At 57.9% G+C, this 23,264-nt stretch carries 18 protein-coding genes; 15 read left to right on the top strand and 3 right to left on the bottom strand.

Annotation, left to right across the window (positions count from 1 at the left end):
* Positions 1 to 129: 129 nt before the first annotated feature.
* From CKW32_RS00875 to CKW32_RS00825, 11 genes are all read left to right on the top strand, one after another.
* A complete protein-coding gene (locus CKW32_RS00875; RefSeq protein ID WP_095183826.1) occupies positions 130 to 834 on the top strand; it encodes an SIMPL domain-containing protein in 705 nt (234 codons plus the stop codon).
* Between the two features lie 881 nt (positions 835 to 1,715).
* Entirely contained in the window at positions 1,716 to 4,220 is a 2,505-nt protein-coding gene (locus CKW32_RS00870; RefSeq protein WP_256585193.1) for a hypothetical protein, read from the top strand.
* A 111-nt stretch (positions 4,221 to 4,331) separates the two neighbouring features.
* Complete coding sequence (locus tag CKW32_RS00865) at positions 4,332 to 5,933, top strand: ABC transporter substrate-binding protein (RefSeq protein WP_095183825.1); 1,602 nt, start codon at positions 4,332 to 4,334, stop codon at positions 5,931 to 5,933.
* Between the two features lie 258 nt (positions 5,934 to 6,191).
* Positions 6,192 to 7,820 (top strand): ABC transporter substrate-binding protein, encoded by a 1,629-nt coding sequence (locus CKW32_RS00860; protein ID WP_032886231.1) that lies wholly within the window; start codon positions 6,192 to 6,194, stop codon positions 7,818 to 7,820.
* A 355-nt stretch (positions 7,821 to 8,175) separates the two neighbouring features.
* A complete protein-coding gene (locus tag CKW32_RS00855; RefSeq protein ID WP_371260713.1) occupies positions 8,176 to 9,729 on the top strand; it encodes an ABC transporter substrate-binding protein in 1,554 nt (517 codons plus the stop codon).
* Between the two features lie 171 nt (positions 9,730 to 9,900).
* The gene (locus CKW32_RS00850; RefSeq protein ID WP_032886229.1) at positions 9,901 to 11,316 is read left to right on the top strand and encodes an OprD family outer membrane porin; all 1,416 of its coding nucleotides are present in this window, start codon (positions 9,901 to 9,903) and stop codon (positions 11,314 to 11,316) included.
* Positions 11,317 to 11,396: 80 nt separating this feature from the next.
* Positions 11,397 to 12,995 (top strand): ABC transporter substrate-binding protein, encoded by a 1,599-nt coding sequence (locus tag CKW32_RS00845; protein WP_095183824.1) that lies wholly within the window; start codon positions 11,397 to 11,399, stop codon positions 12,993 to 12,995.
* A 76-nt stretch (positions 12,996 to 13,071) separates the two neighbouring features.
* On the top strand, positions 13,072 to 14,082 hold the full coding sequence (locus CKW32_RS00840) for an ABC transporter permease subunit (protein WP_003171721.1): 1,011 nt from the start codon (positions 13,072 to 13,074) through the stop codon (positions 14,080 to 14,082).
* Positions 14,083 to 14,092: 10 nt separating this feature from the next.
* Complete coding sequence (locus CKW32_RS00835; RefSeq protein ID WP_032886481.1) at positions 14,093 to 15,004, top strand: ABC transporter permease subunit; 912 nt, start codon at positions 14,093 to 14,095, stop codon at positions 15,002 to 15,004.
* Positions 15,005 to 15,014: 10 nt separating this feature from the next.
* Entirely contained in the window at positions 15,015 to 15,983 is a 969-nt protein-coding gene (locus tag CKW32_RS00830) for an ABC transporter ATP-binding protein (protein ID WP_095183823.1), read from the top strand.
* A complete protein-coding gene (locus CKW32_RS00825) occupies positions 15,983 to 16,954 on the top strand; it encodes a peptide ABC transporter ATP-binding protein (RefSeq protein WP_095183822.1) in 972 nt (323 codons plus the stop codon). The genes CKW32_RS00830 and CKW32_RS00825 overlap by 1 nt, the downstream gene beginning before the upstream one ends.
* A 98-nt stretch (positions 16,955 to 17,052) precedes the next feature.
* Here the strand turns inward: CKW32_RS00825 and CKW32_RS00820 are convergent, their stop codons facing one another.
* The 3 genes from CKW32_RS00820 to CKW32_RS00810 form a co-directional block, all read right to left on the bottom strand.
* On the bottom strand, positions 17,053 to 17,313 hold the full coding sequence (locus CKW32_RS00820; protein WP_095183821.1) for a hypothetical protein: 261 nt from the start codon (positions 17,311 to 17,313) through the stop codon (positions 17,053 to 17,055).
* Positions 17,314 to 17,409: 96 nt separating this feature from the next.
* Positions 17,410 to 17,655, bottom strand: a complete 246-nt coding sequence (locus CKW32_RS00815) for a hypothetical protein (protein WP_095183820.1) — start codon at positions 17,653 to 17,655, stop codon at positions 17,410 to 17,412.
* Between the two features lie 242 nt (positions 17,656 to 17,897).
* Complete coding sequence (locus tag CKW32_RS00810) at positions 17,898 to 19,481, bottom strand: peptide chain release factor 3 (RefSeq protein ID WP_090409501.1); 1,584 nt, start codon at positions 19,479 to 19,481, stop codon at positions 17,898 to 17,900.
* Positions 19,482 to 19,812: 331 nt separating this feature from the next.
* Here CKW32_RS00810 and CKW32_RS00805 point away from each other — a divergent pair, with 331 nt between their 5' ends.
* The 4 genes from CKW32_RS00805 to CKW32_RS00790 are packed head-to-tail and all read left to right on the top strand — an operon-like array spanning position 19,813 to position 23,263.
* The gene (locus tag CKW32_RS00805) at positions 19,813 to 20,529 is read left to right on the top strand and encodes an ABC transporter permease (RefSeq protein WP_032886220.1); all 717 of its coding nucleotides are present in this window, start codon (positions 19,813 to 19,815) and stop codon (positions 20,527 to 20,529) included.
* A gap of 20 nt (positions 20,530 to 20,549) precedes the next feature.
* Positions 20,550 to 21,443 (top strand): glycine betaine ABC transporter substrate-binding protein, encoded by an 894-nt coding sequence (locus CKW32_RS00800; protein ID WP_095183819.1) that lies wholly within the window; start codon positions 20,550 to 20,552, stop codon positions 21,441 to 21,443.
* Positions 21,444 to 21,455: 12 nt separating this feature from the next.
* Positions 21,456 to 22,109 (top strand): ABC transporter permease, encoded by a 654-nt coding sequence (locus tag CKW32_RS00795; protein ID WP_095183818.1) that lies wholly within the window; start codon positions 21,456 to 21,458, stop codon positions 22,107 to 22,109.
* A complete protein-coding gene (locus tag CKW32_RS00790) occupies positions 22,106 to 23,263 on the top strand; it encodes a betaine/proline/choline family ABC transporter ATP-binding protein (RefSeq protein ID WP_032886218.1) in 1,158 nt (385 codons plus the stop codon). Before CKW32_RS00795 ends, CKW32_RS00790 begins: the two co-directional genes overlap by 4 nt.
* Position 23,264: the final 1 nt, after the last annotated feature.

Below are 23,264 nucleotides of genomic sequence, written 5' to 3'. Positions count from 1 at the left end.
CACCCGGCAAGGCACAGTCGCTGAGCCTGGCAAACGGCCCTTCTACAATTTGTTTGTATTGTGTAAACCCGAAGAACCCCACGTCGCCGTCTACAGTCATACCGAACACGAATATCCCAAGGAGCTTCCATGTCTCGTTTCAATCGCAGTGCAGCCGTTCTCACCCTCAGCGCGCTGGCCAGCCTTCCGGCGCTGGCCGCCGATGAGCTGCATTACAACCAGATCTCTCTGCGTGCCGAAGTCAGCCAGGAAGTGGCCCGCGACAAGATGATCGTTACGCTCTACACCGAGTCCCAGAACAGTGACCCGGCCAAACTCGCCGCCACTATCACCACCGCCATGAACACAGCGCTGGGCCAGGCTCGTGAAGTCAAGGCTGTGACTCTGCGCCAGGGCAGCCGCAACAGCTACCCGATCTACGACAACAAGACCCAGAAAATTACCGGCTGGCGTGAACGTGCCGAACTGCGTCTGGAAAGCGCGGACTTCCCGGCACTGTCCAAACTCACAGGCGAGCTGCTGAGCACCCTGAAAATGGACAGCATGGATTTCGCTATCGCCGACAGCACCCGCAAGGCCAGCGAAGACGCCCTGCTCAAGGACGCGGTGGCTGCCTTCAAAGCGCGCGCGCAACTGGCCACCGACGCCCTGGGCGGCAAGGGTTACAAAATCGTCAACCTGAACTTCAACACCAATGGTTATCCACAACCCTACGCACGCGGCGCGATGATGATGAAAGCTGCCGAGATGGATTCTGCACCGACGCCGGAAGTCGAGGCCGGTACCAGCCAGGTCAACATGAGCGCCGATGGGGTGATCGAAGTCTTGCAGTAACCGTTTCAATTCATAAAAACGGCGCAGCCTGATGGCTGCGCTTTTTTTTGCCTGTCATTCCATCAATGCAATAACGCCCAGCGGCGCCCGCCAAACAAACCACACTTTAATAGGGTCACCGCTATCAAAGAGGGCGATGCCGATACATCTGCCCCCCGAACGAAGCAGACCTATACTTAAAAATAAATTGCACATAAAACGCCAACATAAAAATTGAACCGTTGCCTTGTGGGCTGCCACTTAGTTAAGCCAACCACTTCTAACTCACTGCTTAACTAATCGAACACACCAACAGGAACCACTCACACAACTTTTATGCTTCGGCGCAAAACACGAAAACCGTAAATTTCAATTACAACACAACTCCATTCAGGCACAGGGCAACCAGACACCACCAAGAAGTCGGAACAAACACTTTTGCCTGACAGATCGACATAGAAAACATTATTCGAGCGCTCATAAGGATGATGGGATTGCGAGAGTTAACCCAATGGAAACGACGCGAAACATAATCTAACCAGCATCAAAATACCGGCAGTTGAAAACAATAGTCACACCGAAGCTATTGCTTGGCGACAGACGATTAACACTATGACATCCACGAGTAAAATGAGCCTTTAATGAACATACATTCAGCGTCCCCACTTCCACCTGCACATCGCCACCATGCTCATTCAATCAGCGCTCCCCCCTCTTCACAGAATATAACTGAGAGCGGAAGGGGCACCTCGCGCCATACGACGAGTCCGGCCACGCCCAGCAATCCTGAAGCAGCTGTCCAAACAAGAGTGATTTATGGGTCAGACACTTTATCTGCGCCTTCGGCTGGCTACACCCTGCAAGAACGCAAGCAGCGCATCAATGATTACGCTTTTCGCGTCATGATGCTGACTGAAAAAATACCCAGCATCCATCAGGGTGAAAGAAGCGTTAACTTCCAGAATGCCCGACTGTTCATGGAGCCCGCCGGCTACTTCAGCGGTGGTTTATTGGCCGCGGGGTACGACCCTCATGAAAAATTCACGGTGACGTTCTCTTCCTACACGGGAATGGGAAAGCCGGAAAACCTGAGCAGCAGGTCGGAGCGCACCTACTTTGCATGGGAAATTGCAGCAGGTGCTTTAGCGCACGATAAAGTGCAACGGGGCGGCCCGGTCAACTTCAACGAAATGGATATAGCGGCGAAGGATAAAAGGAAGATCGACCAACTGGAGTCAGTTGGTAAAACCCTTCAAAATCATTGGGAAAATGAAGTATCCAAACCCATGCGCGATCCTTCGGGCCCACTGGCGGCCATCTCTGGAGAAGCGGACGCGTATGTTGTAAAGGGAACATTGCAAAGCCTGCGCAGTGATATAGGGAGCTTTAACAAGTTAAGCCCTCAAGGGCAACAAGCGGTCGCGCGCACCCTGGACAACAACTCGCAAGTCATCATTCCAAACGTATACGGCTATCCAATGTCAGGATATGCCTTTATTGCGTACACCCCTTATGATGGAAATTATGAACACCGGCCCAACCAAGGGTTAATGATTGACATCAAGAATGGTTCTGTCCATGAGTTACATGGTGATGCAGATTTTGCAAGCTGGGCTAAAGACAACCACGCCAACTTACTGAGAAGTTTTAATACCCGAGACATACAAGGAGGCAAGGATTCGCACTGGCCAAGTGCGGCCTATGTGCTTGATACGTTAATCTCAGGAGCCAATGCCCACTTCCCTGGTTATCACAACTTTCTTTCAGATGAGGAGATACCGGCGGCGCAACTATTTAACTACACCCGAGCCCGAGGCGGTGATTATCGGTTGAAGTTTGGCACCTTGAACAATGGCGTGGCCTCTCACTATCAAGCGGTGAATGCCAAGAATGCGTTATGGTCCGACCAGACTGAAGTCTTTGGTTCCTCGCAGCAGGACTGGAAGTCTGCGAAAGACTTCTGGGGTAATACATTCGGGTACGTCCCTGTCATTGGTAACACGGGCAACATCGTATTCGGCGTCCATGATGGCCTCTACGGTATGACGGCAGAAGATCGTGTGGGAGGCAATGCAGCAGCGGTCATATCAAGCCTGCAATTGGCCCATGAACTTGCTCCAGGCGCTGTAGAGTCCGGACTGAGTGACACCCTAAAGGGTACTGGCCTTCCGAGTGCCGAAAATTACACCTGGAAGCGAAACTCGCAGACACACGACTTTGAGTTCGTGAACGCTCCCAAGCCCCCAAAAAATACCGATGACATCAGCGTTCCAACTAAAGGACTGCCTGGCAACCGGCTGCGCCCCAGCCAAGCGGGGAACATCAGCCAGCACGCGGTGCCGGACGGCGAGCAACTGATCAAAAACACTGCCCCCAACGACAAGGGTATTTATCAGATCAAGGATGCGAGCACAGGCGCCGACCGCTGGCTCATCCGCTACGCCGACGCAACCGGCACCAGCAAGGTGTACGAGATCCGGGAGGATTTCAAACTGAGCAACAACTATGTGCAGATCATTGACCGCGAAACCAGACTGCCAGTGACGACAGTCCACTCTTCGGGCAATGGCGAATGGGTGTCGGCCAAAGGAAACGGCGGTATCAGGTTGCCCTGGGGGCGCAGCATCTCACCCCCACAAATCGAGGAAATAAAGCCCACACCGTCCTTTGCCAATCATTTCCTCAATACCGACGGCAAACAGATGGAAGGTTCCGCAAGAGTCGATGAATTCTTGAAAATCAAAGCGGGAACCAACTACGACTTCGCCACTACCAATTTCGAGGTCAGCGGAAGCCGCCCCAGAGCGAATTTCAAGGTGTTTTGGAACATCGACGAGACTGGATTTTCCGTTGAATCGGGTGAAAAGGCACAGCTCACGGAACACAGCTCCAGCGAATACTCACCCAACTTTGTTTTGGATATAAACCGCAATCCCTACAGCGTCACCTCGACCGAAAATGGGCTAACCGAGACCCTGCAACTGGACGCCACGGCGGGTTCGGCCGAAAGCATCAGGCAAGCGAGGCTCAGGCAGTTTGAGAGCGCAATTGCTGATGCGGACCTACGTGCGCGCATTTCCGAAGTAGCCCATCAAGGCTCAATAGCCCCGGCCACCATTGAGTTGAACGGCAGTTCGGTACTGCAGGATGGCTACTACTTTGGCGCTGACGACACCCAGTTCCACATCAATCACGATGTGTCTAATGGCGGGTCCGATAGCGTGACAACGGTCCGGATCACCTCCAAAGGGCACCTCTCCAACCCGGAAAAAGATATCAACCGTGTTCCGGGTGTGGAGGTGATCATCAAGAGAACGTTCACGATCCGGGAAGGCAATGATCTGGATAGTTTATTCACGATCGACAAAGACGCCCCCACTCACATCGAAGTAGTGGTCGCCCCATAGCCGAAGCCTGGCTACAACGCCCCCTTACATGACGCCCCTGAACGGCGGTAACCTCGGTCACCGCCGTTTTCATTTGGCTACGGTTACATGCCTGCCACTTCAGGGGTCTCCATGGAAAGAATCGCCTTAAAACCGCTCCTCCTCGCCGCCGGCCTGCTGGCGTTCATGCCAATGGCCCAGGCCGCCAGCACCCTGGTCTATTGCTCCGAAGCGAGCCCCGCCGGATTCGATCCCAGCCAGTACACCAGCGGCACTGATTTTGATGCTTCCGCCGAAACCGTTTTCAACCGTCTGACCCAATTCAAGCGCGGTGGCACCGAAGTCGAACCCGGTCTGGCAACAAGCTGGGATGTGTCCAGCGATGGCCTGACGTATACCTTCCACCTGCGCGATGGCGTCAAGTTCCACACCACCGATTTCTTCACACCCACCCGTGACTTCAATGCCGAAGACGTGCTGTTCACCTTCAACCGTCTGCTCGATGCCGACAGTCCGTTTCGCAAGGCCTACCCTTCCGAATCGCCGTACTTCACTGACATGGGCCTGAACACCACGATCAAAAGCGTCGAAAAACTCGACGAACATACCGTGCGTTTCAACCTGAACAACGTCGATGCGTCCTTCGTGCAAAACCTGGCCATGAGCTTTGCCTCGGTGCAGTCCGCCGAGTACGCCGCGCAGTTGCTCCAGCAAGGCGCAGCCTCGGACATCAATCAGAAGCCGGTGGGCACCGGACCATTTGTGTTCAAGCGCTACCAAAAGGACTCGCAGATTCGCTACGTGGCCAATAAACAGTATTGGAAACCCGAGGACGTAAAGCTCGATAACCTGGTGTTCGCCATCACCCCAGATGCGGCGTCGCGCCTGCAAAAACTCAAGGCCGGCGAATGCCAGGTCAGCGGTTACCCGCGCCCCGCCGATATCGAAGTGATGAAACAAGACCCGAATTTGCGCGTGCTGCAGCAAGCCGGGTTCAACCTGGGCTTCCTGGCGTACAACGTGACCCACCCGCCACTGGACCAGCTCAAGGTGCGCCAAGCCCTGGACATGGCGATCGACAAGCCGGCGATCATCAAGACCGTGTACCAGAGCGCCGGACAATTGGCGCAGAACGCACTGCCACCGGCGCAGTGGTCTTATGACCCCACCATCAAGGACGCCCCTTACGATCCCACCAAAGCCAAGGCGCTACTTAAAGAAGCAGGGGTTGCACCCGGTACCACCATCAACCTGTGGGCGATGACCGTACAACGCGCGTCCAACCCGAATGCGCGCATGTCGGCGCAGATGATCCAGCAGGATTGGGAAAAAGTGGGCATCAAGGCCAATATCGTCAGTTATGAATGGGGCGAGTACATCAAGCGCGCCAAAAATGGCGAGCACGACGCGATGATTTACGGCTGGACCGGTGACAACGGCGACCCGGATAACTGGCTCGGCGTGCTCTACAGTTGTGCCGCGGTGAAGGGCAGCAACTACGCCAAATGGTGTAACCCGGCCTACGACAAGCTGGTGCAGCAAGCAAAGGTCAGCAGTGACCGTGAGCAGCGCATCAAGTGGTATCAACAGGCGCAAAAAATTCTTAAAGAACAAGTACCTATAACGCCTATTGCAAACTCGACGGTTTTCCAACCCCTGCGCAAAGAAGTCAAAGACTTCAAGATCAGCCCGTTTGGCCTGACGCCCTTCTACGGCGTGAGTCTAGATAAGTAACAGCGACGCCCCAACCAAGTGCGCTAGACGCCTTGGTTGGGCTTTTTTGGTGCGCCCTGCGCACCGAAAAAACCCTCAAAACAGATACAAATATGTCAAAACTTTCATAATTGCGACATTCCTGTACGTTCGTACCACTCTTTCCCGCCTGCAACGGTTCAGCATCTTGCAATGGGTATGGCGCCTGCATAAGTATCCGCAGGCCGACTCACGAGGTCGCCCTCACCACCAAAAATGACAACAAATCATGAGGCCAACATGCTTAAACACGCAGTCATTCCGTTAATTGTTAGCGCTGGCCTTATGGCCGCAGCCCCTTTCGCCCAAGCGGCGACTAACCTGGTGTTCTGCTCCGAAGGGAGCCCGGCCGGTTTCGATCCAGGCCAGTACACCACCGGAACAGACTTCGATGCTTCGGCCGAAACCATGTTCAACCGTCTGAGCCAGTTCGAACGTGGCGGCACCGCTGTTGTTCCTGGTCTCGCCACCAGCTGGGACGTATCCCCGGATGGCCTGACGTACACCTTCCACCTGCGCGAAGGCGTCAAGTTCCACACCACCCCGTACTTCAAGCCCACTCGTGAATTCTCGGCTGACGACGTACTGTTCACCTTCAACCGAATGATCAACAAAGACGATCCATTCCGTAAGGCCTACCCCACTGAGTTCCCGTACTTCACGGACATGGGTATGGACACCAACATCAAGAACATCGAGAAAGTCGATGCCCACACCGTCAAGTTCACCCTTGGCACCGTGGACGCCGCTTTTATCCAAAACCTGGCGATGAGCTTCGCGTCGATCCAGTCGGCCGAATATGCCGCCCAGTTGCTGAAGAACGGTACGCCTCAGGACATCAACCAGAAGCCAATCGGCACTGGCCCGTTCGTGTTCAAGAGCTACCAGAAAGACTCGAACATTCGTTACACCGGCAACAAGGACTACTGGAAACCTGAAGACGTGAAGATCGACAACCTGATCTTCGCTATCACCACCGACCCGTCGGTACGTATCCAGAAGCTCAAGAAAAACGAATGCCAGATCACCCTCTTCCCGCGTCCGGCCGACCTCAAGGCGCTGGGCGAAGACAAGGACCTGAAACTGCCGAACCAGGCCGGTTTCAACCTGGGTTATGTCGCCTACAACGTCATGGACAAGGTCAAGGGCAGCGACCAGCCCAACCCACTGGCTGACCTGCGCGTACGCCAGGCGCTGGACATGTCGGTCAACAAGCAGCAGATCATCGACTCCGTTTACCAGGGCGCGGGCCAATTGGCTGTCAACGCCATGCCGCCGACTCAATGGTCCTACGACACCACCATCAAGGACGCCGCCTACAACCCTGAGAAAGCCAAGGCGCTGCTCAAGGAAGCGGGCGTCAAGGAAGGTACCGAAATCGTGCTGTGGGCCATGCCGGTTCAGCGGCCGTACAACCCGAACGCCAAACTGATGGCTGAAATGCTGCAGAACGACTGGTCCAAGATCGGCCTGAAGGTCAAGATCACCAGCTACGAGTGGGGCGAGTACATCAAGCGTTCCAAAGGCGGCGAGAACCAGGCCATGATCATTGGCTGGAGCGGCGACAATGGTGACCCGGACAACTGGCTGAACGTGCTGTTTGGCTGCGATTCCCTGTCCGGCAACAACTTCTCCAAGTGGTGCGACAAGAAATTCGACGGCGTCGTGAAAGAAGCCAAGGCCACATCGGATGTCGCCAAACGCACCGAGCTGTATAAGCAGGCGCAACATATCCTCAAAGATGCAGTCCCGATGACACCTATCGCGCACTCGACGGTGTATCAACCCATGCGCAACACCGTGCAGGACTTCAAGATCAGCCCGTTTGGCTTGAACTCCTTCTACGGCGTGAGCGTCAGCGGCAAGTAAGGATCATTGACGGCGACGTTTCGTAACGTCGCCGTTATTACATCCGCCTGGCCCTTAGGAAATTGACCACGTTCGCAGCCGATGCTTCCTACAGCAAAGAACTGCGAAACGGGACTCCGTTGCCTACAGGGTCAATCCAATTTGGCGCATTTACTGTGAAGTCCGCGACCCATAACGTCGTAGGACAGCAGAGGCTCCGACTTGGGAAAGGCACTTGCTGTGTGTGGGATCAGTGATGTCTCCCTGGCTTTGCGCCTGGGTGATTGCTCGCTGATGACAACTACAAACAAGGATCGGGATCGTCATGCGCCATACCACCGTTCTATCCGCCATTTTTGGCACCAGCCTGCTGGCCATGGCCACCATGGGCCACGCCGCCGACAAGAAGAGCCTGGTGTTCTGCTCGGAAGGCAGCCCGGCAGGTTTTGACACCGCGCAATACACCACCGCCACCGACAATGACGCGGCCGAGCCGCTGTACAACCGGCTGGTTGAGTTTGAAAAAGGTGCAACCAACGTACAGCCTGGGCTGGCGACCAAGTGGGATATTTCCGAAGACGGTCTGACCTACACCTTCCATTTGCGTGAAGGGGTGAAATTCCACAGCAACAAGGAGTTCAAGCCGACGCGCGACTTCAACGCCGACGACGTGCTGTTCACCTTCAACCGCATGCTGGACCCCGACCACCCGTTCCGTAAGGCCTACCCCACCGAGTTTCCGTACTTCAACGGGATGAGCCTGAACAAGAACATTGCCAAGGTCGAAAAAACCGACGCAAACACCGTGGTGATGACCCTGAACACGGTGGACGCCGCGTTCATACAAAACATCGCCATGAGCTTCGCTTCGATCCTCTCAGCCGAATACGCCGAGCAGTTGCTCAAGAGCGGCAAGCCCAGCGACATCAACCAAAAACCGATCGGCACTGGCCCGTTCGTGTTCCAGCGCTATCAGAAAGACTCGCAGATCCGTTACACGGGCAACAAACAGTACTGGGACCCGAGTCGCGTTCAGCTCGATCAACTGATTTTCGCCATCAACACCGACGCCTCGGTGCGGGTGCAGAAGCTCAAGGCCGGGGAATGCCAGGTGACCCTGCATCCGCGTCCGGCTGACGTCGATGCGCTCAAGGCCGACCCGAAGCTTCAACTGCTGACCAAACCGGGCTTCAACCTCGGCTACATCGCCTACAACGTGCGCCACAAGCCATTCGACCAACTCGAAGTGCGCCAGGCGCTGGACATGGCGGTGAATAAGCAGAGCATCCTGAATGCCGTGTACCAAGGCGCGGGGCAACTGGCGGTCAACGCCATGCCGCCGACGCAATGGTCTTACGACGACACCATCAAAGACGCCGCCTACAACCCGGAAAAAGCCAAGGAACTGCTCAAGGCTGCCGGTGTGAAGGAAGGTACCGAGATCACCCTGTGGGCGATGCCGGTGCAACGGCCGTACAACCCCAACGCCAAGCTGATGGCCGAAATGCTGCAAAGCGATTGGGCCAAGATCGGCCTGAAAGTGAAGATCGTCAGCTACGAATGGGGCGAGTACATCAAGCGCACCAAGAACGGTGAGCACGATATCAGCCTGATCGGCTGGACCGGCGACAACGGTGACCCGGACAACTGGCTGGGCACTCTCTACAGCTGCGACGCTATCGGCGGGAACAACTACTCCATGTGGTGTGACCCGGCGTACGACAAGCTGATCAAGCAAGCCAAGGTCGTCACCGACCGCGAACAAAGGACTGTTCTCTACAAGCAGGCTCAGCAATTGCTCAAGCAGCAAGTGCCGATCACGCCTGTCGCCCACTCGACGGTCAACCAGCCGTTAAGCACCAAAGTCGAAGGGTTCAAAGTGAGCCCCTTCGGCCGCAACGTGTTCTCGGGCGTCAGTATTACCCCATAAGAAAATAACCGGATTGCAGGAGAGCGAAGTCAGCTCTCCGGCAAACGTGCAGCCTTTTATTGAGATTTTTCCTACGGCAAACGTTTGCAAGTGCCTGAACGAGTTACACACCAATAGTCGGTTCACCTAAAAAGACCGGCATAAAAAAAGAGAACCAAAGGAGCTTCACCCATGAAACTGAGCAGCAAAGCGCTTCTGGCCCTGGCCATCAGCACCATCACGGCAACCGCCTACGCTGAAACCCAAAGCCAGGACTTCGTTCCTACCACGTTGGCCGGCACCAGCGCTCAAAGCGAGGCTAAAGGCTTTATTGACGGTCAAAGCCTGGGCGGCACCACGCGTAACTGGTACTCGAACGAAAAATTCAACCGCAACACCCGCATCACCTATTTCAAGGATAAAGGCGACCTGACCAAGACCAGCATTTCCCGTCGTTACAACTGGGACCAAGGCACCATCCTCAATTACACCTCGGGGTTTACCCAAGGCACCGTTGGGGTCAGCACCGAAGTTGCGGCCTACAACGTGATCGCTCTGATCCGTGATCAAAAAGACATCGGCGGCGGCTCCAACCGCACCCTGGCCCACGACCGCGGTGACGCGGTGGACCAGTGGAGCAAACTGGGCCTGGCCAACGTCAAGTTCCGCGTATCCAACACCACGCTGACCGCCGGTCGCCAGAACTTCAGCAGCGGCATCGTCGACACCATCGGCAACCGTGCCCTGCCGTCGAGCTTTGAAGGTGTGAGCTTCAACAGCGAAGAATTCAGCAACCTGTCGTTCCAGGGCGGCGTGTTCGATCGCGTTTCGCCACGTACCGAACAGAGCCTGTCGAAGTTCCGCAGTGAGTACAACAGCAAGGGCGCAGCGGGCGTCGAGACTGACAAGGTTTACACCCTGGGCGCTAACTACCAGCCGCTCAAGAGCCTGAAAACCAGCTTCTTCGCAGCCAACGTGAAGGACTTCTGGAACCAGTACTACTTCGGCGCTACCCACGAGCTGGGTGACAGCTCGGTACTGGGCCTGACCACCGGCTTCAACTACTACAAAACCGTCGATGAAGGCAAAAAGCTGATGGGGGATATCGACAACGATACCTACTCCCTGTCCCTGGGCCTGACCCACCAGGCCCACAGCCTGACGTTCTCGTACCAGCAAGTGAACGGTAACGAGTACTTCGACTACCTGCACGAAACCAACGGTATCTACCTGGCCAACTCCCTGACGTCGGACTTCAACGGCCCGAACGAGAAGTCCTTCCAGGTTGCCTACGGTATCAACATGGCCGAATACGGCGTGCCTGGCCTGAAGTTCAACATCTACACCGCTCGCGGCTGGGGCATCGACGGTACGCACTACACCGGCAACCGCGGTGTAGAGAACAAAGGCTACGACGGTGTCCAGGCTCAGGATGGCGAACACCACTATGAATACGGTGTTGGCGCGTCTTACGCCCTGCAAAGTGGCCCGCTCAAAGCCACCACCATTCGCGCCACCTACGTAGCGCACCGTGCCAGTGAACAACAGTCTGACGGCAACCTGAACGAATTCCGTCTGGTTACCACCATCCCGTTCAACATTCTTTAATTAGCGCCAGGTAAACGGCGGGCTCAGGACGAGCCCGCCGTCTACGCTTGTCTGGTCCCATCGATTGCAGAGGGCTCTGAATGAAAATGCTACCGCTACAAGCTGCCGTTGCCGCAGCGCTGTTAAGCGTCGCTATCGGCGTATCGGCCAAACCCCTGGTGGTCTGCACCGAAGCCAGCCCGGAAGGTTTTGACCCGGTCCTGTACACCACCGCCGTCACCGCCGATGCCGCCGCTGAAACCATGTTCAACCGTCTGGTCGACTTCAAGCCAGGCACCACCGAAGTGGTGCCTGCACTGGCCAAAGACCTGCCAGAGATCAGCGCCGATGGCCTGACCTACACGTTCCACCTGCGTGACGACATCAAGTTCCACACTACCGACTACTTCAAACCCACGCGCAACCTGAATGCTGATGACGTGCTGTGGAGCTTCCAGCGCCAGCTGGACCCGAATCACCCTTGGCACAACAAGTCCGTCGTGGGCTATCCCTACTTTGAAAGCATGGGCTTCAAGGAACTGCTCAAGAGCGTAGAGAAGACTGACGATCACACCGTCGTCTTTACCCTGACTCGTCCTGAAGCACCGTTTTTGGCCGACCTGGGTATGGCGTTCTCTTCGATCCACTCCGCCGAATACGCCGACCAACTGCTCAAGTCCGGTAAGACCGACGACCTGAACGCCAAGCCGATCGGTACTGGTCCGTTCATCTTCACGCGCTACGCCAAGGACGCCCAGGTACGCTTCAAGGCCAACCCGGAGTATTTCCGTGGCAAGCCGGCAGCAGATCCGCTGATCCTCGCGGTCACTACCGACAACAACGTACGCCTGCAGAAGCTCAAAGCGAACGAATGTCAGATCGCGCTGTTCCCCAAGCCCGATGACATTCCAAGCATCAGGAAAGACCCGAACCTCAAGGTCGATGAACTGGCGGCGATGACCACCAGTTACACCGCAATGAACACCACTCACAAGTACATGAGCGATGCACGGGTTCGCCACGCGATCAATATCGCGTTCGACAAAGCAGGCTATACCGAAGCCCTGTTCGGCAAAGGCAATGCGGTCGTGGGCACCGGCCCGTATCCACCGACTTTGCTGGGTTTCAATACGAACCTGAAAAACCCGCCCCGTGACCTCGACAAAGCCCGCGCCCTGCTCAAGGAAGCCGGTGTACCGGAAGGCACCGAGTTCACCCTGTTTACCCGTAACGGCGGCGGCCCAACCAACCCCAACCCGATGCTCGGCGCCCAGCGCATGCAGGCGGATCTGGCGCAGGTTGGCTTGAAGGTGAATATCAAAGTCATGGAATGGGGCGAGATGCTCAAGCGCGCTAAAAACGGCGAGCACGACATGGTCTCGGCTGGCTGGGTAGGCGATAACGGCGACCCGGACAACTTCCTCACGCCCAACCTGAGTTGCGATGCCGCTAAAAACGGCGAAAACTACGCCCGCTGGTGTAACAAAGAGTTTCAAGCCCTGATCGACAAAGCCCGCGCAATTGATGAACCCGCGGCTCGGGCTGCGCTCTATGAACAAGCACAGGACGTTTTCGAAAAGGACCAACCATGGCTTCCCATGGCTTACCCGAAACTGTTCACCGCCATGCGTAAAAACGTAGAAGGCTTTACCCAAAGCCCTCTAGGTACAAATAACTTCGCCACCACCCAGGTGAAGTAAATAAGAGAAACGCTCGGCGCCGTCCACCAGGACGGTGCCGAACCTGCCTAACCGGCTGATTGAGGTACACACCAAGATGTTTAGTTTTATTGCCCGCCGACTGGGGTTATTGATCCCCACGTTTTTCGGCATCACGTTGCTGACGTTTGCGTTGATTCGCATGATCCCCGGCGACCCCGTCGAAGTCATGATGGGCGAACGACGAGTCGACCCCGAGATGCACGCACAGGCAATGGAGCGCCTTGGCCTTAACAAGCCGCTGTATGCGCAATATTTGGACTATGTCGGCAAACTCGCCCAAGGCGACCTTGGCGAATCGCTGCGTACCCGTACCAGCGTGTGGACCGAATTCACCGCCCTTTTCCCGGCGACCCTGGAACTGTCCATGGCCGCCCTGTTGTTCGCCGGTATCCTGGGCCTGTTGGCCGGGGTGATCGCGGCACTCAAGCGAGGATCCCTGTTCGACCACGGGGTGATGGGCATCTCCCTCGCGGGCTATTCGATGCCGATCTTCTGGTGGGGCCTGATCCTGATCATGTTCTTCTCGGTGAGCCTGGGCTGGACCCCGGTTTCCGGGCGTATCGACCTGCTCTACGACATCGAGCCGCGTACCGGCTTCATGCTGATCGACACCCTGCTGGCTGACGAGCCGGACGCGTTCTGGGACGCGCTGCACCACCTGATCCTGCCGGCCATCGTGCTCGGCACCATTCCGTTGGCAGTGATCGCACGGATGACCCGTTCATCCATGCTCGAAGTGCTGCGTGAAGACTACATCCGTACCGCCAAGGCCAAAGGCCTGTCGCCGGCACGCGTGGTATTTGTCCACGGCCTTCGTAACGCGCTGATCCCGGTACTGACCGTGGTCGGCCTGCAAGTCGGCACCCTGCTGGCCGGTGCGGTACTGACCGAAACCATCTTCTCGTGGCCCGGCATCGGCAAATGGCTGATCGAAGCCATCGGCGCGCGGGACTACCCGGTGGTGCAAAACGGCATCCTGCTGATCGCCTGTCTGGTGATCCTGGTGAACTTCGTGGTGGATATCCTCTACGGCTTCGCCAACCCACGCATCCGTCACCAGCGCTGAGATCATGACCATGACCACACCTACTCCCGTGTCAGCAGTCGATCAAAGCCTGCTGTACCCGTCCCCGTACAAAGAATTCTGGCAAGCCTTTTCCAAGAACAAAGGCGCGGTTGCCGGCCTGTTCTTCATGTTGTTGATCGTGTTTTGCGCGATCTTCGCGCCGTGGGTTGCACCCCACAACCCGAGTGAGCAATACCGTGACTTCCTGCTCACCCCGCCGTCGTGGCTGGAAGGCGGGCAGATCCAGTTCCTGCTCGGCACCGACGAGCTGGGCCGTGACTTGCTCTCGCGCCTGATCCAAGGTTCGCGCCTGTCGCTGCTGATCGGTTTGTCGTCGGTGGTGATGTCGCTGATTCCGGGCATCCTGCTGGGGCTGTTCGCCGGCTTTTTCCCGCGCCTGCTCGGCCCGACCATCATGCGTTTGATGGACATCATGCTGGCCCTGCCGTCGCTGCTGCTGGCGGTTGCCATTGTCGCAATCCTCGGCCCTGGCCTGATCAACACCGTGATCGCCATCGCTATCGTCTCGCTGCCGTCCTATGTGCGTCTGACCCGCGCAGCGGTGATGGGCGAGTTGAACCGTGACTACGTGACCGCCGCGCGCCTCGCCGGTGCCGGCCTGCCACGCCTGATGTTCATCACCGTGCTGCCTAACTGCATGGCACCGCTGATCGTGCAGGCGACCCTGAGTTTCTCTTCGGCGATTCTCGACGCTGCCGCGTTGGGCTTCCTCGGTTTGGGCGTTCAACCGCCAACCCCTGAGTGGGGCACCATGCTGGCTTCGGCCCGTGACTACATCGAACGCGCCTGGTGGGTGGTGAGCTTGCCTGGTTTGACCATTTTGCTCAGCGTGCTGGCAATCAACTTGATGGGTGACGGACTGCGCGACGCGCTGGACCCGAAACTCAAGAACGCCGCCTGAGGAGATTCCCATGTCACTGTTAGAAATCAAGAATCTCAACGTACGATTCGGCGACAAGACCGCCGTGCCAGTGGTCGATGGCCTCGACATTTCGGTCGACAAAGGCGAAGTCCTGGCGATCGTTGGCGAATCGGGCTCGGGTAAATCCGTGACCATGATGGCGCTGATGGGACTGATCGAGCATCCCGGCATCGTTACCGCCGACGCCCTGAACTTTGACGGCAAGGACATGCTCAAGCTGAGCAACCGCCAGCGCCGCCAGATCGTCGGCAAAGACCTGGCGATGGTGTTCCAGGACCCGATGACTGCGCTGAACCCGAGCTACACCGTGGGTTTCCAGATTGAGGAAGTGCTGCGCCTGCACCTGAAAATGTCCGGCAAGCAAGCGCGCAAGCGTGCCATCGAGCTGTTGGAAAAGGTCGAAATCCCAGGCGCCGCCAGCCGTATGGACGCCTACCCGCACCAACTGTCCGGCGGCATGAGCCAACGTGTGGCAATCGCCATGGCCATTGCCGGCGAACCGAAACTGTTGATTGCGGATGAGCCGACCACCGCGTTGGACGTGACCATTCAAGCGCAGATCATGGACCTGCTGCTGGCCCTGCAGAAAGAGCAGAACATGGGCCTGGTGCTGATCACCCACGACCTCGCCGTCGTGGCGGAAACCGCCCAGCGCGTGTGCGTGATGTACGCCGGCCAAGCCGTGGAAGTCGGCCAAGTGCCGCAACTGTTCGACATTCCGGCACACCCGTACAGCGAAGCGCTGCTCAAGGCGATCCCTGAACACAGCCTCGGAGCTACGCGCCTGGCCACGCTGCCGGGTATCGTGCCCGGCCGCTATGACCGCCCGCAGGGTTGCCTGCTGTCGCCGCGTTGCCCGTATGTGCAGGACAGCTGCCGTCAGACACGCCCGGGCCTCGACCCTAAATCCAACAGCCTTGCACGCTGCTTCTACCCCTTGAACCAGGAGGTGGCGTAATGGCCGTCGTTCTTACCGCCCGCGACCTGACCCGTCACTACGAAGTGTCCCGTGGCCTGTTCAAGGGCCACGCCACCGTGCGCGCCCTCAATGGTGTGTCGTTCGAACTGGAAGCCGGCAAGACCCTCGCGGTTGTAGGCGAGTCGGGTTGCGGCAAATCTACCCTGGCCCGTGCACTGACGCTGATTGAAGAACCGTCGTCCGGCTCCTTGAAAATCGCCGGTCAGGAAGTGGCCGGCGCCGACAAGGCCCAGCGCAAGCAATTGCGCAAAGACGTGCAGATGGTGTTCCAGAGCCCGTACGCCTCGTTGAACCCGCGCCAGAAGGTCGGCGATCAACTCGGCGAGCCGCTGTTGATCAACACCAATCTGTCCGCCGCCGAACGCCGCGAAAAAGTGCAGGCGATGATGAAGCAAGTGGGCCTGCGCCCTGAGCATTATCAGCGCTACCCGCACATGTTCTCCGGTGGTCAGCGCCAGCGCATCGCCCTGGCCCGCGCCATGATGCTGCAACCGAAAGTGCTGGTGGCGGATGAACCGACCTCGGCACTGGACGTGTCGATCCAGGCGCAGGTACTCAACCTGTTCATGGATTTGCAGCAGGAATTCAACACGGCCTACGTGTTCATTTCCCACAACCTGGCGGTGGTGCAGCACGTCGCGGATGACGTGATGGTGATGTACCTCGGCCGTCCAGTGGAGGTGGGCCCTAAAGAGGACATCTACGCGCGCCCTTTGCACCCGTACACCCAGGCGCTGTTGTCGGCCACCCCTACCATTCATCCGGATCCGAACAAACCGAAGATCAAAATCGTCGGCGAGTTGCCCAATCCACTGAACCCGCCGTCAGGATGCGCTTTCCACAAGCGCTGCCCGTACGCGACGGCGCGGTGCAGCAGCGAGGAGCCGCAATTGCGCGCCTTGGATAACCGGCAGGTGGCTTGCCACTATGCCGAGCAGTTCGTGGCCTGATCCCCACAAAAAAGGCCCTGGGGTTTCACTCCAGAGCCTTGCTTGAGTTCTACAGCCCTTCCCGCCAGGTTGCGCATCAGCCTGGCAGGAGGGGTTTTTTATGTCTGGCTGTCGCCTTCATCGTCCGGGTCATCGCTGTCCGGATCGTCGGTGGTGGAGTCATCATCATCCTTGCTGCCGCCTTGGTCTTGATCACCCGGTTCAGCCTCGGACTTGGCCAGTTGCAGATCCTGCGCACTGTGCACCGCCGACAGCGCCACACCGCCCTGCGCCGGGTTATGCGCCCAGGCCGTCGACATCCCCAACGACAACAGCACCAGCACCTTTATCAACAACACTACGCGTTGAAAAATACTCATGGTTGATTCCGTCCAGTCAGTAGGTGAATCCCGCGCGGCAGCTGTTCAGCCCCGCCAGCGTTGACGCTAGCCGCGATACGGTGTTTGCGCCAGGGCTCAGGTGTCGCCGTCGTCGTAGGTTTCGCTGTCTTCGCCTTCGTTGTAAGGGTTTTCCGCATCCTCCTTTGGCGCAGGCTGAACTTGCGGCTGCCAACTGCCGGAGTTGACCTCGTTTTGCTTCTTCTTGGTGACAGGGCCGGTGTCCTTCCACTGCGGCGCTCCTGCGCCCGCCAGTGCCGGAAAGGCCGTCAGCCCCAGAGCGGCCAGCAACACCAGGGGGATAGCGCGTTGAACATTTCGCACGGTGGTCTCCTTTACAGTCGGTGGGTAAACGCTAGACCCGATGCAGGCTTCTCGCCAATCCCATGCCTGTTGAAAGCAAAAATGTGGGAGGGGGCTTGCCCCCGATAGCGTAGTGTCAGCCCCGAATGTACTGGCTGACACACTGCTATCGGGGGCAAGCCCCCTCCCACATTTTGTTTTGCAACGCCCAAGAAAAAGGGCGAAGCCGTCACAGCATCGCCCTTCTCCTTACCGCTCAGACCTTAATGGTGCTCGCGAGTAGCCCGGAATTTCACATCCGGCCAACGCTCTTCCATCAGCGCCAGGTTGACCCGTGTCGGCGCCAGGTAGGTCAGGTGACCACCGCCGTCGACCGCCAGGTTTTCCACAGCCTTGTTGGAGAACTCTTCCAACTTCTTCTTATCGCTGCAATCGATCCAGCGCGCGGAGTACACGGTAATTGGCTCGTAGGAGCATTCGACCTTGTATTCCTCTTTCAAGCGGCTGGCGACCACATCGAACTGCAGCACACCGACGGCCCCGAGGATGATGTCGTTGCTGCGCTCGGGGAAGAACACCTGGGTGGCGCCCTCTTCCGCCAGTTGCTGCAGGCCTTGGCGCAGTTGCTTGGATTTCAGCGGGTCACGCAGGCGTACGCGGCGGAACAGTTCCGGGGCGAAGTGCGGGATACCGGTGAAGCCCAGCGCTTCGCCTTCGGTGAAGGTGTCGCCAATCTGGATGGTGCCGTGGTTGTGCAGGCCGATGATGTCGCCGGCGTAAGCCTCTTCGAGTTGTTCACGCTCGGAGGAGAAGAACGTCAGGGCGTCGCCGATGCGTACGTCCTTGCCGGTGCGCACGTGGCGCATCTTCATGCCTTTTTCGTATTTGCCGGAGCAGATGCGCATGAAGGCGATACGGTCGCGGTGTTTCGGGTCCATGTTCGCCTGGATCTTGAACACGAAACCGGTGAATTTTTCTTCGACCGGCTCAACCGTGCGCTCGTTGGCGACACGGGCCAAAGGCTTCGGCGCCCAGTCCACGACGGCGTCGAGTACATGGTCGACACCGAAGTTACCCAACGCAGTACCGAAGAACACCGGAGTCAGTTGGCCGTCGAGGAATTCCTGCTGATTGAACTCATGGCAGGCGCCCTGCACCAGTTCCAACTGGTCGACAAAACGGTCGTACTCGTCACCCAGGTGGGCGCGGGCCTCGTCGGAGTCGAGCTTCTCGATGATTTTCACATCGGTACGTTCATGACCGTGGCCGGCGGTGTAGACAATGATGTAGTCGTCGGCCAGGTGGTACACGCCCTTGAAGTCGCGGTAGCAACCAATCGGCCAGGTGATCGGCGCGGCCTTGATCTTCAGGACTGCTTCGATTTCATCCAACAGCTCGATCGGGTCGCGGATATCGCGGTCGAGTTTGTTGATGAAGCTGACGATAGGTGTATCGCGCAGGCGGCATACGTCCATCAACGCGATGGTCCGTGGCTCAACGCCCTTACCGCCGTCGAGGACCATCAAGGCCGAGTCCACCGCAGTCAGGGTGCGGTAAGTGTCTTCGGAGAAGTCTTCGTGGCCCGGGGTGTCGAGCAGGTTGACCATGTGGTCGCGATAAGGGAATTGCATGACCGACGTGGTAATGGAAATACCCCGTTGTTTCTCCATCTCCATCCAGTCGGATGTCGCATGGCGGTCGGATTTGCGGGATTTCACCGTGCCGGCCACAGCGATCGCCTTGCCCATCAGCAGGAGCTTCTCGGTGATGGTGGTTTTACCGGCATCGGGGTGGGAAATAATAGCGAAAGTGCGGCGTTTCGCGACTTCGGCGGCCTGGTGGGTCATGGGAAATCGCCTGGCAGGTGAGTCAAAAAAGGGCGGCGAGTATAGCGCAAACCCCGGGGGCCGGACCACCGTTCACCCGATTAGGGGTGGCTAAATGCTGCCAAGTATGGAACCTTTTAAAAGGTAGAGACGTCCACTCCCCTGCTACCGCACTCGGAACAGGGGCTGATAAATCAGCAAGTTAGCCTGACGAGGCTGCGCTCATGGCTCGGATTGATACCGCGTTGCCGGTATGGACGAGCTGCTTTTCGCGACCACATTCGCCGACAGCCAGGAATGGCATTGCCGCTCGGAAATGTGTTCGCCGACAAAAGAAAAAAGGAGTCCGCCTGTGGCTATTCGCTATGGCAAAGGGCTGATAGGAGGAGTGGTTGTCGTCGCTCTCCTGGCCCTGCTGGTCCACTGGATCGGCATCAACACGATCGAACTGTACCGCGACGATTTGTTGTTTTACCTGCAAGCTCATTTGATCCTTGTTCTAGTGTCCATGCTGGCGGCCCTGATTGTGGGCATCCCCGCCGGTATCCTGCTCAGCCGACCGAACATGGTCGGGCGCGCAGAACGCTTCATGCAGATCTTCAACATCGGTAACACCGTCCCTCCCCTGGCCGTACTGGCCATCGCCCTCGGCGTCCTCGGCATCGGCAGTGGTCCGGCCATCTTCGCGTTGTTTCTCGCGTCCCTCCTGCCCATCGTGCGCAACACCTACGAAGGCCTGAAAAACGTTCAAGGCTCACTGAAAGAAGCGGCCACCGGCATCGGCATGACGCCTCGCCAGGTGCTGTTTCGTGTGGAATTGCCCAACGCCGTGCCGATCATCATCGGCGGCGTGCGCGTGGCCCTGGCGATCAATGTGGGTACTGCGCCGCTCGCGTTCCTGATTGGTGCAAACAGCCTCGGCAGTCTGATCTTCCCCGGCATCGCCCTGAACAATCAGCCGCAATTGCTGCTCGGCGCCGCGTGCACCGCGTTGCTGGCCTTGCTGCTTGACGGTCTGGTGACCATGGCCAGCCGCCTCTGGCTGGAACGCGGGTTGCGTCCGTCTTAAGGCTTTGCAAAGGAATTCACATGAAAAAACTGACCTTGATATTGAGCTGCGCCCTGCTGTTGGCAGGTATTGCGCAAGCCGCTGAAAAACCGGTGATCCGCATCGGCGCACGGGTGTTCACCGAACAGACCCTGCTGGCCGAAATCACTTCCCAGTACCTGCGCACCAAGGGTTACGACACCCGCGTGACCGGCGGCCTGGGCAGCAACCTGGCGCGCAGTGCCCAGGAAAGCGGGCAACTGGATCTGATCTGGGAATACACCGGCGTGTCGCTGGTGGCCTACAACCACATCGACGAGAAGCTCAACAGCGAACAGTCCTACGCTCGGGTCAAAGAACTCGACGCGAAAAAAGGCCTGGTCTGGCTCTCGCCATCGCGCTTCAGCAACACCTACGCCCTGGCATTGCCAGAGAAAGTGGCTGAAGAGCGTCCTGAGATCAACAGCATCAGCGACCTCACCAAAGCCATGGCGCAAGACACCAAGGAACACCGCCTGGTGGCCCTGGACACCGAGTTCGCCAACCGCTCCGACGGCTTGGCCGGCATGGTCAAGCTGTATGACATGAACCTGACCCGCAAGAACACGCGGCAGATGGACGCCGGCCTGGTCTACACCGCCTTGCGTAATGGCCAGGTGTTTGCCGGTTTGGTCTACACCACCGACGGTCGCCTGAACGCCTTCAAGCTCAAGCTGCTGGCTGATGACATGCACTACTTCCCGGACTACACCGCCGCGCCGGTGGTGCGTCAGGAATACCTCGACAAGCACCCGCAACTGGCTGCCGAGCTCAAGCCGCTGGCCACTCTGTTCGACGACGAAACCATGCGCCAGCTGAATGCGCGGGTCGACGTCGACCATGAAAGCCCATCCGCTGTTGCCGCCGATTTCCTGCGCCAACATCCCATCAACTAAGAAGGAGAAGACATGGAATTCCTGAACGCCTTTTCCCATCTTGATTGGGCCCAAGTCCTGCACCTGACCTGGCAGCACATCACCCTGGTCGGCATCGCGGTAATTCTGGCAATTGTCGTGGGTGTGCCCCTGGGCGTGCTGATGACGCGCTTCCCGACCTTGGCTGGCCCACTGCAAGCCAGCGCCACGGTGCTGCTGACCGTACCGTCCATCGCGTTGTTCGGCCTGCTGCTGCCGTTCTACTCCAAGTTTGGCCAGGGCCTGGGGCCGATGCCGGCGATCACCGCCGTGTTCCTCTACTCCCTGTTGCCGATCATGCGTAACACCTACTTGGCGCTGACCGGCGTCGAACCGGGCATTCGCGAGGCCGCCAAAGGCATCGGCATGACCTTCGGCCAGCGCCTGCGCATGGTCGAACTGCCCATCGCCGTGCCGGTGATCCTCGCCGGTGTGCGCACCGCCGTGGTGATGAACATTGGCGTCATGACCATCGCCGCCGCCATCGGCGCCGGTGGCCTGGGTGTACTTATTCTGGCTTCCATCAGCCGCAGCGACATGTCGATGCTGATCGTTGGCGCCGTGCTGGTCAGTCTCCTGGCCATCTTCGCCGACCTGCTTCTGCAATGGCTGCAACGCTCGCTGACTCCAAAAGGACTGCTCAAATGATCGAACTTCAAAACCTGACCAAGACTTTTCAAAGCAACGGCAAAACTGTTTCGGCCGTGAACGACGTAAGCCTGACCGTCAACGAAGGCGAGATTTGCGTATTCCTCGGCCCTTCGGGCTGCGGTAAGAGCACAACGCTCAAAATGATCAACCGCCTGATCAAGCCCACCTCGGGCAAGATCTTGATCAACGGCGAAGACACCACCGACCTCGACGAAGTGACCCTGCGTCGCAACATCGGCTATGTGATCCAGCAGATCGGCCTGTTCCCGAACATGACCATCGAGGAAAACATCGTGGTCGTGCCCAAGCTGCTCGGCTGGGACAAGCAAAAATGCCACGACCGCGCCCGCGAGTTGATGAGCATGATCAAGCTGGAGCCTAAGCAGTATCTGCATCGCTACCCGCGTGAGCTGTCGGGCGGCCAGCAACAGCGCATCGGCGTGATTCGCGCACTGGCGGCCGATGCCCCGTTGCTGCTGATGGATGAGCCGTTCGGCGCGGTCGACCCGATCAACCGCGAGATGATCCAGAACGAGTTCTTCGAGATGCAACGCGCGCTGAACAAGACCGTGATCATGGTCAGCCACGACATCGACGAAGCCATCAAACTGGGTGACAAGATCGCCATCTTCCGCGCCGGCAAGCTGCTGCAGATCGACCATCCGGATACGCTGCTGGCGCACCCGGCCGATGAGTTCGTCAGCAACTTTGTGGGCCAGGACAGCACCCTCAAGCGCCTGCTGCTGGTGAAGGCCGAAGACGCGGCGGACAACGCCCCGTCGGTGAGCCCGGAAACCCCGGTGGCCGATGCCCTGGAGCTGATGGACGAAACGGACCGCCGCTATGTGGTCGTCACCTGCGCCGAGAACAAAGCGCTGGGCTATGTACGACGTCGCGACCTGCACCGTCAGACCGGCACTTGTGGCCAGTACCTGCGCGAATTCAACGCCACGGCGGCGTATGACGAGCACTTGCGCATCCTGTTGTCGCGTATGTACGAGTTCAACCGTTCGTGGCTGCCGGTGATGGATGCCGAGCGGGTGTTCCTGGGTGAAGTGACCCAGGAGTCGATTGCCGAGTACCTGAGTTCCGGTAAGTCCCGTGGGGGCAAAACCAGTATCGTTTCGCCGGCTGAGACAGCCTTGAGCTGAT

Source organism: Pseudomonas sp. Irchel 3H9 (assembly GCF_900187495.1).
GTDB lineage: Bacteria > Pseudomonadota > Gammaproteobacteria > Pseudomonadales > Pseudomonadaceae > Aquipseudomonas > Aquipseudomonas sivasensis.
Note: the sequence above shows the minus strand (reverse complement) of the source record. Positions and strands in the feature narration are given on the sequence as shown.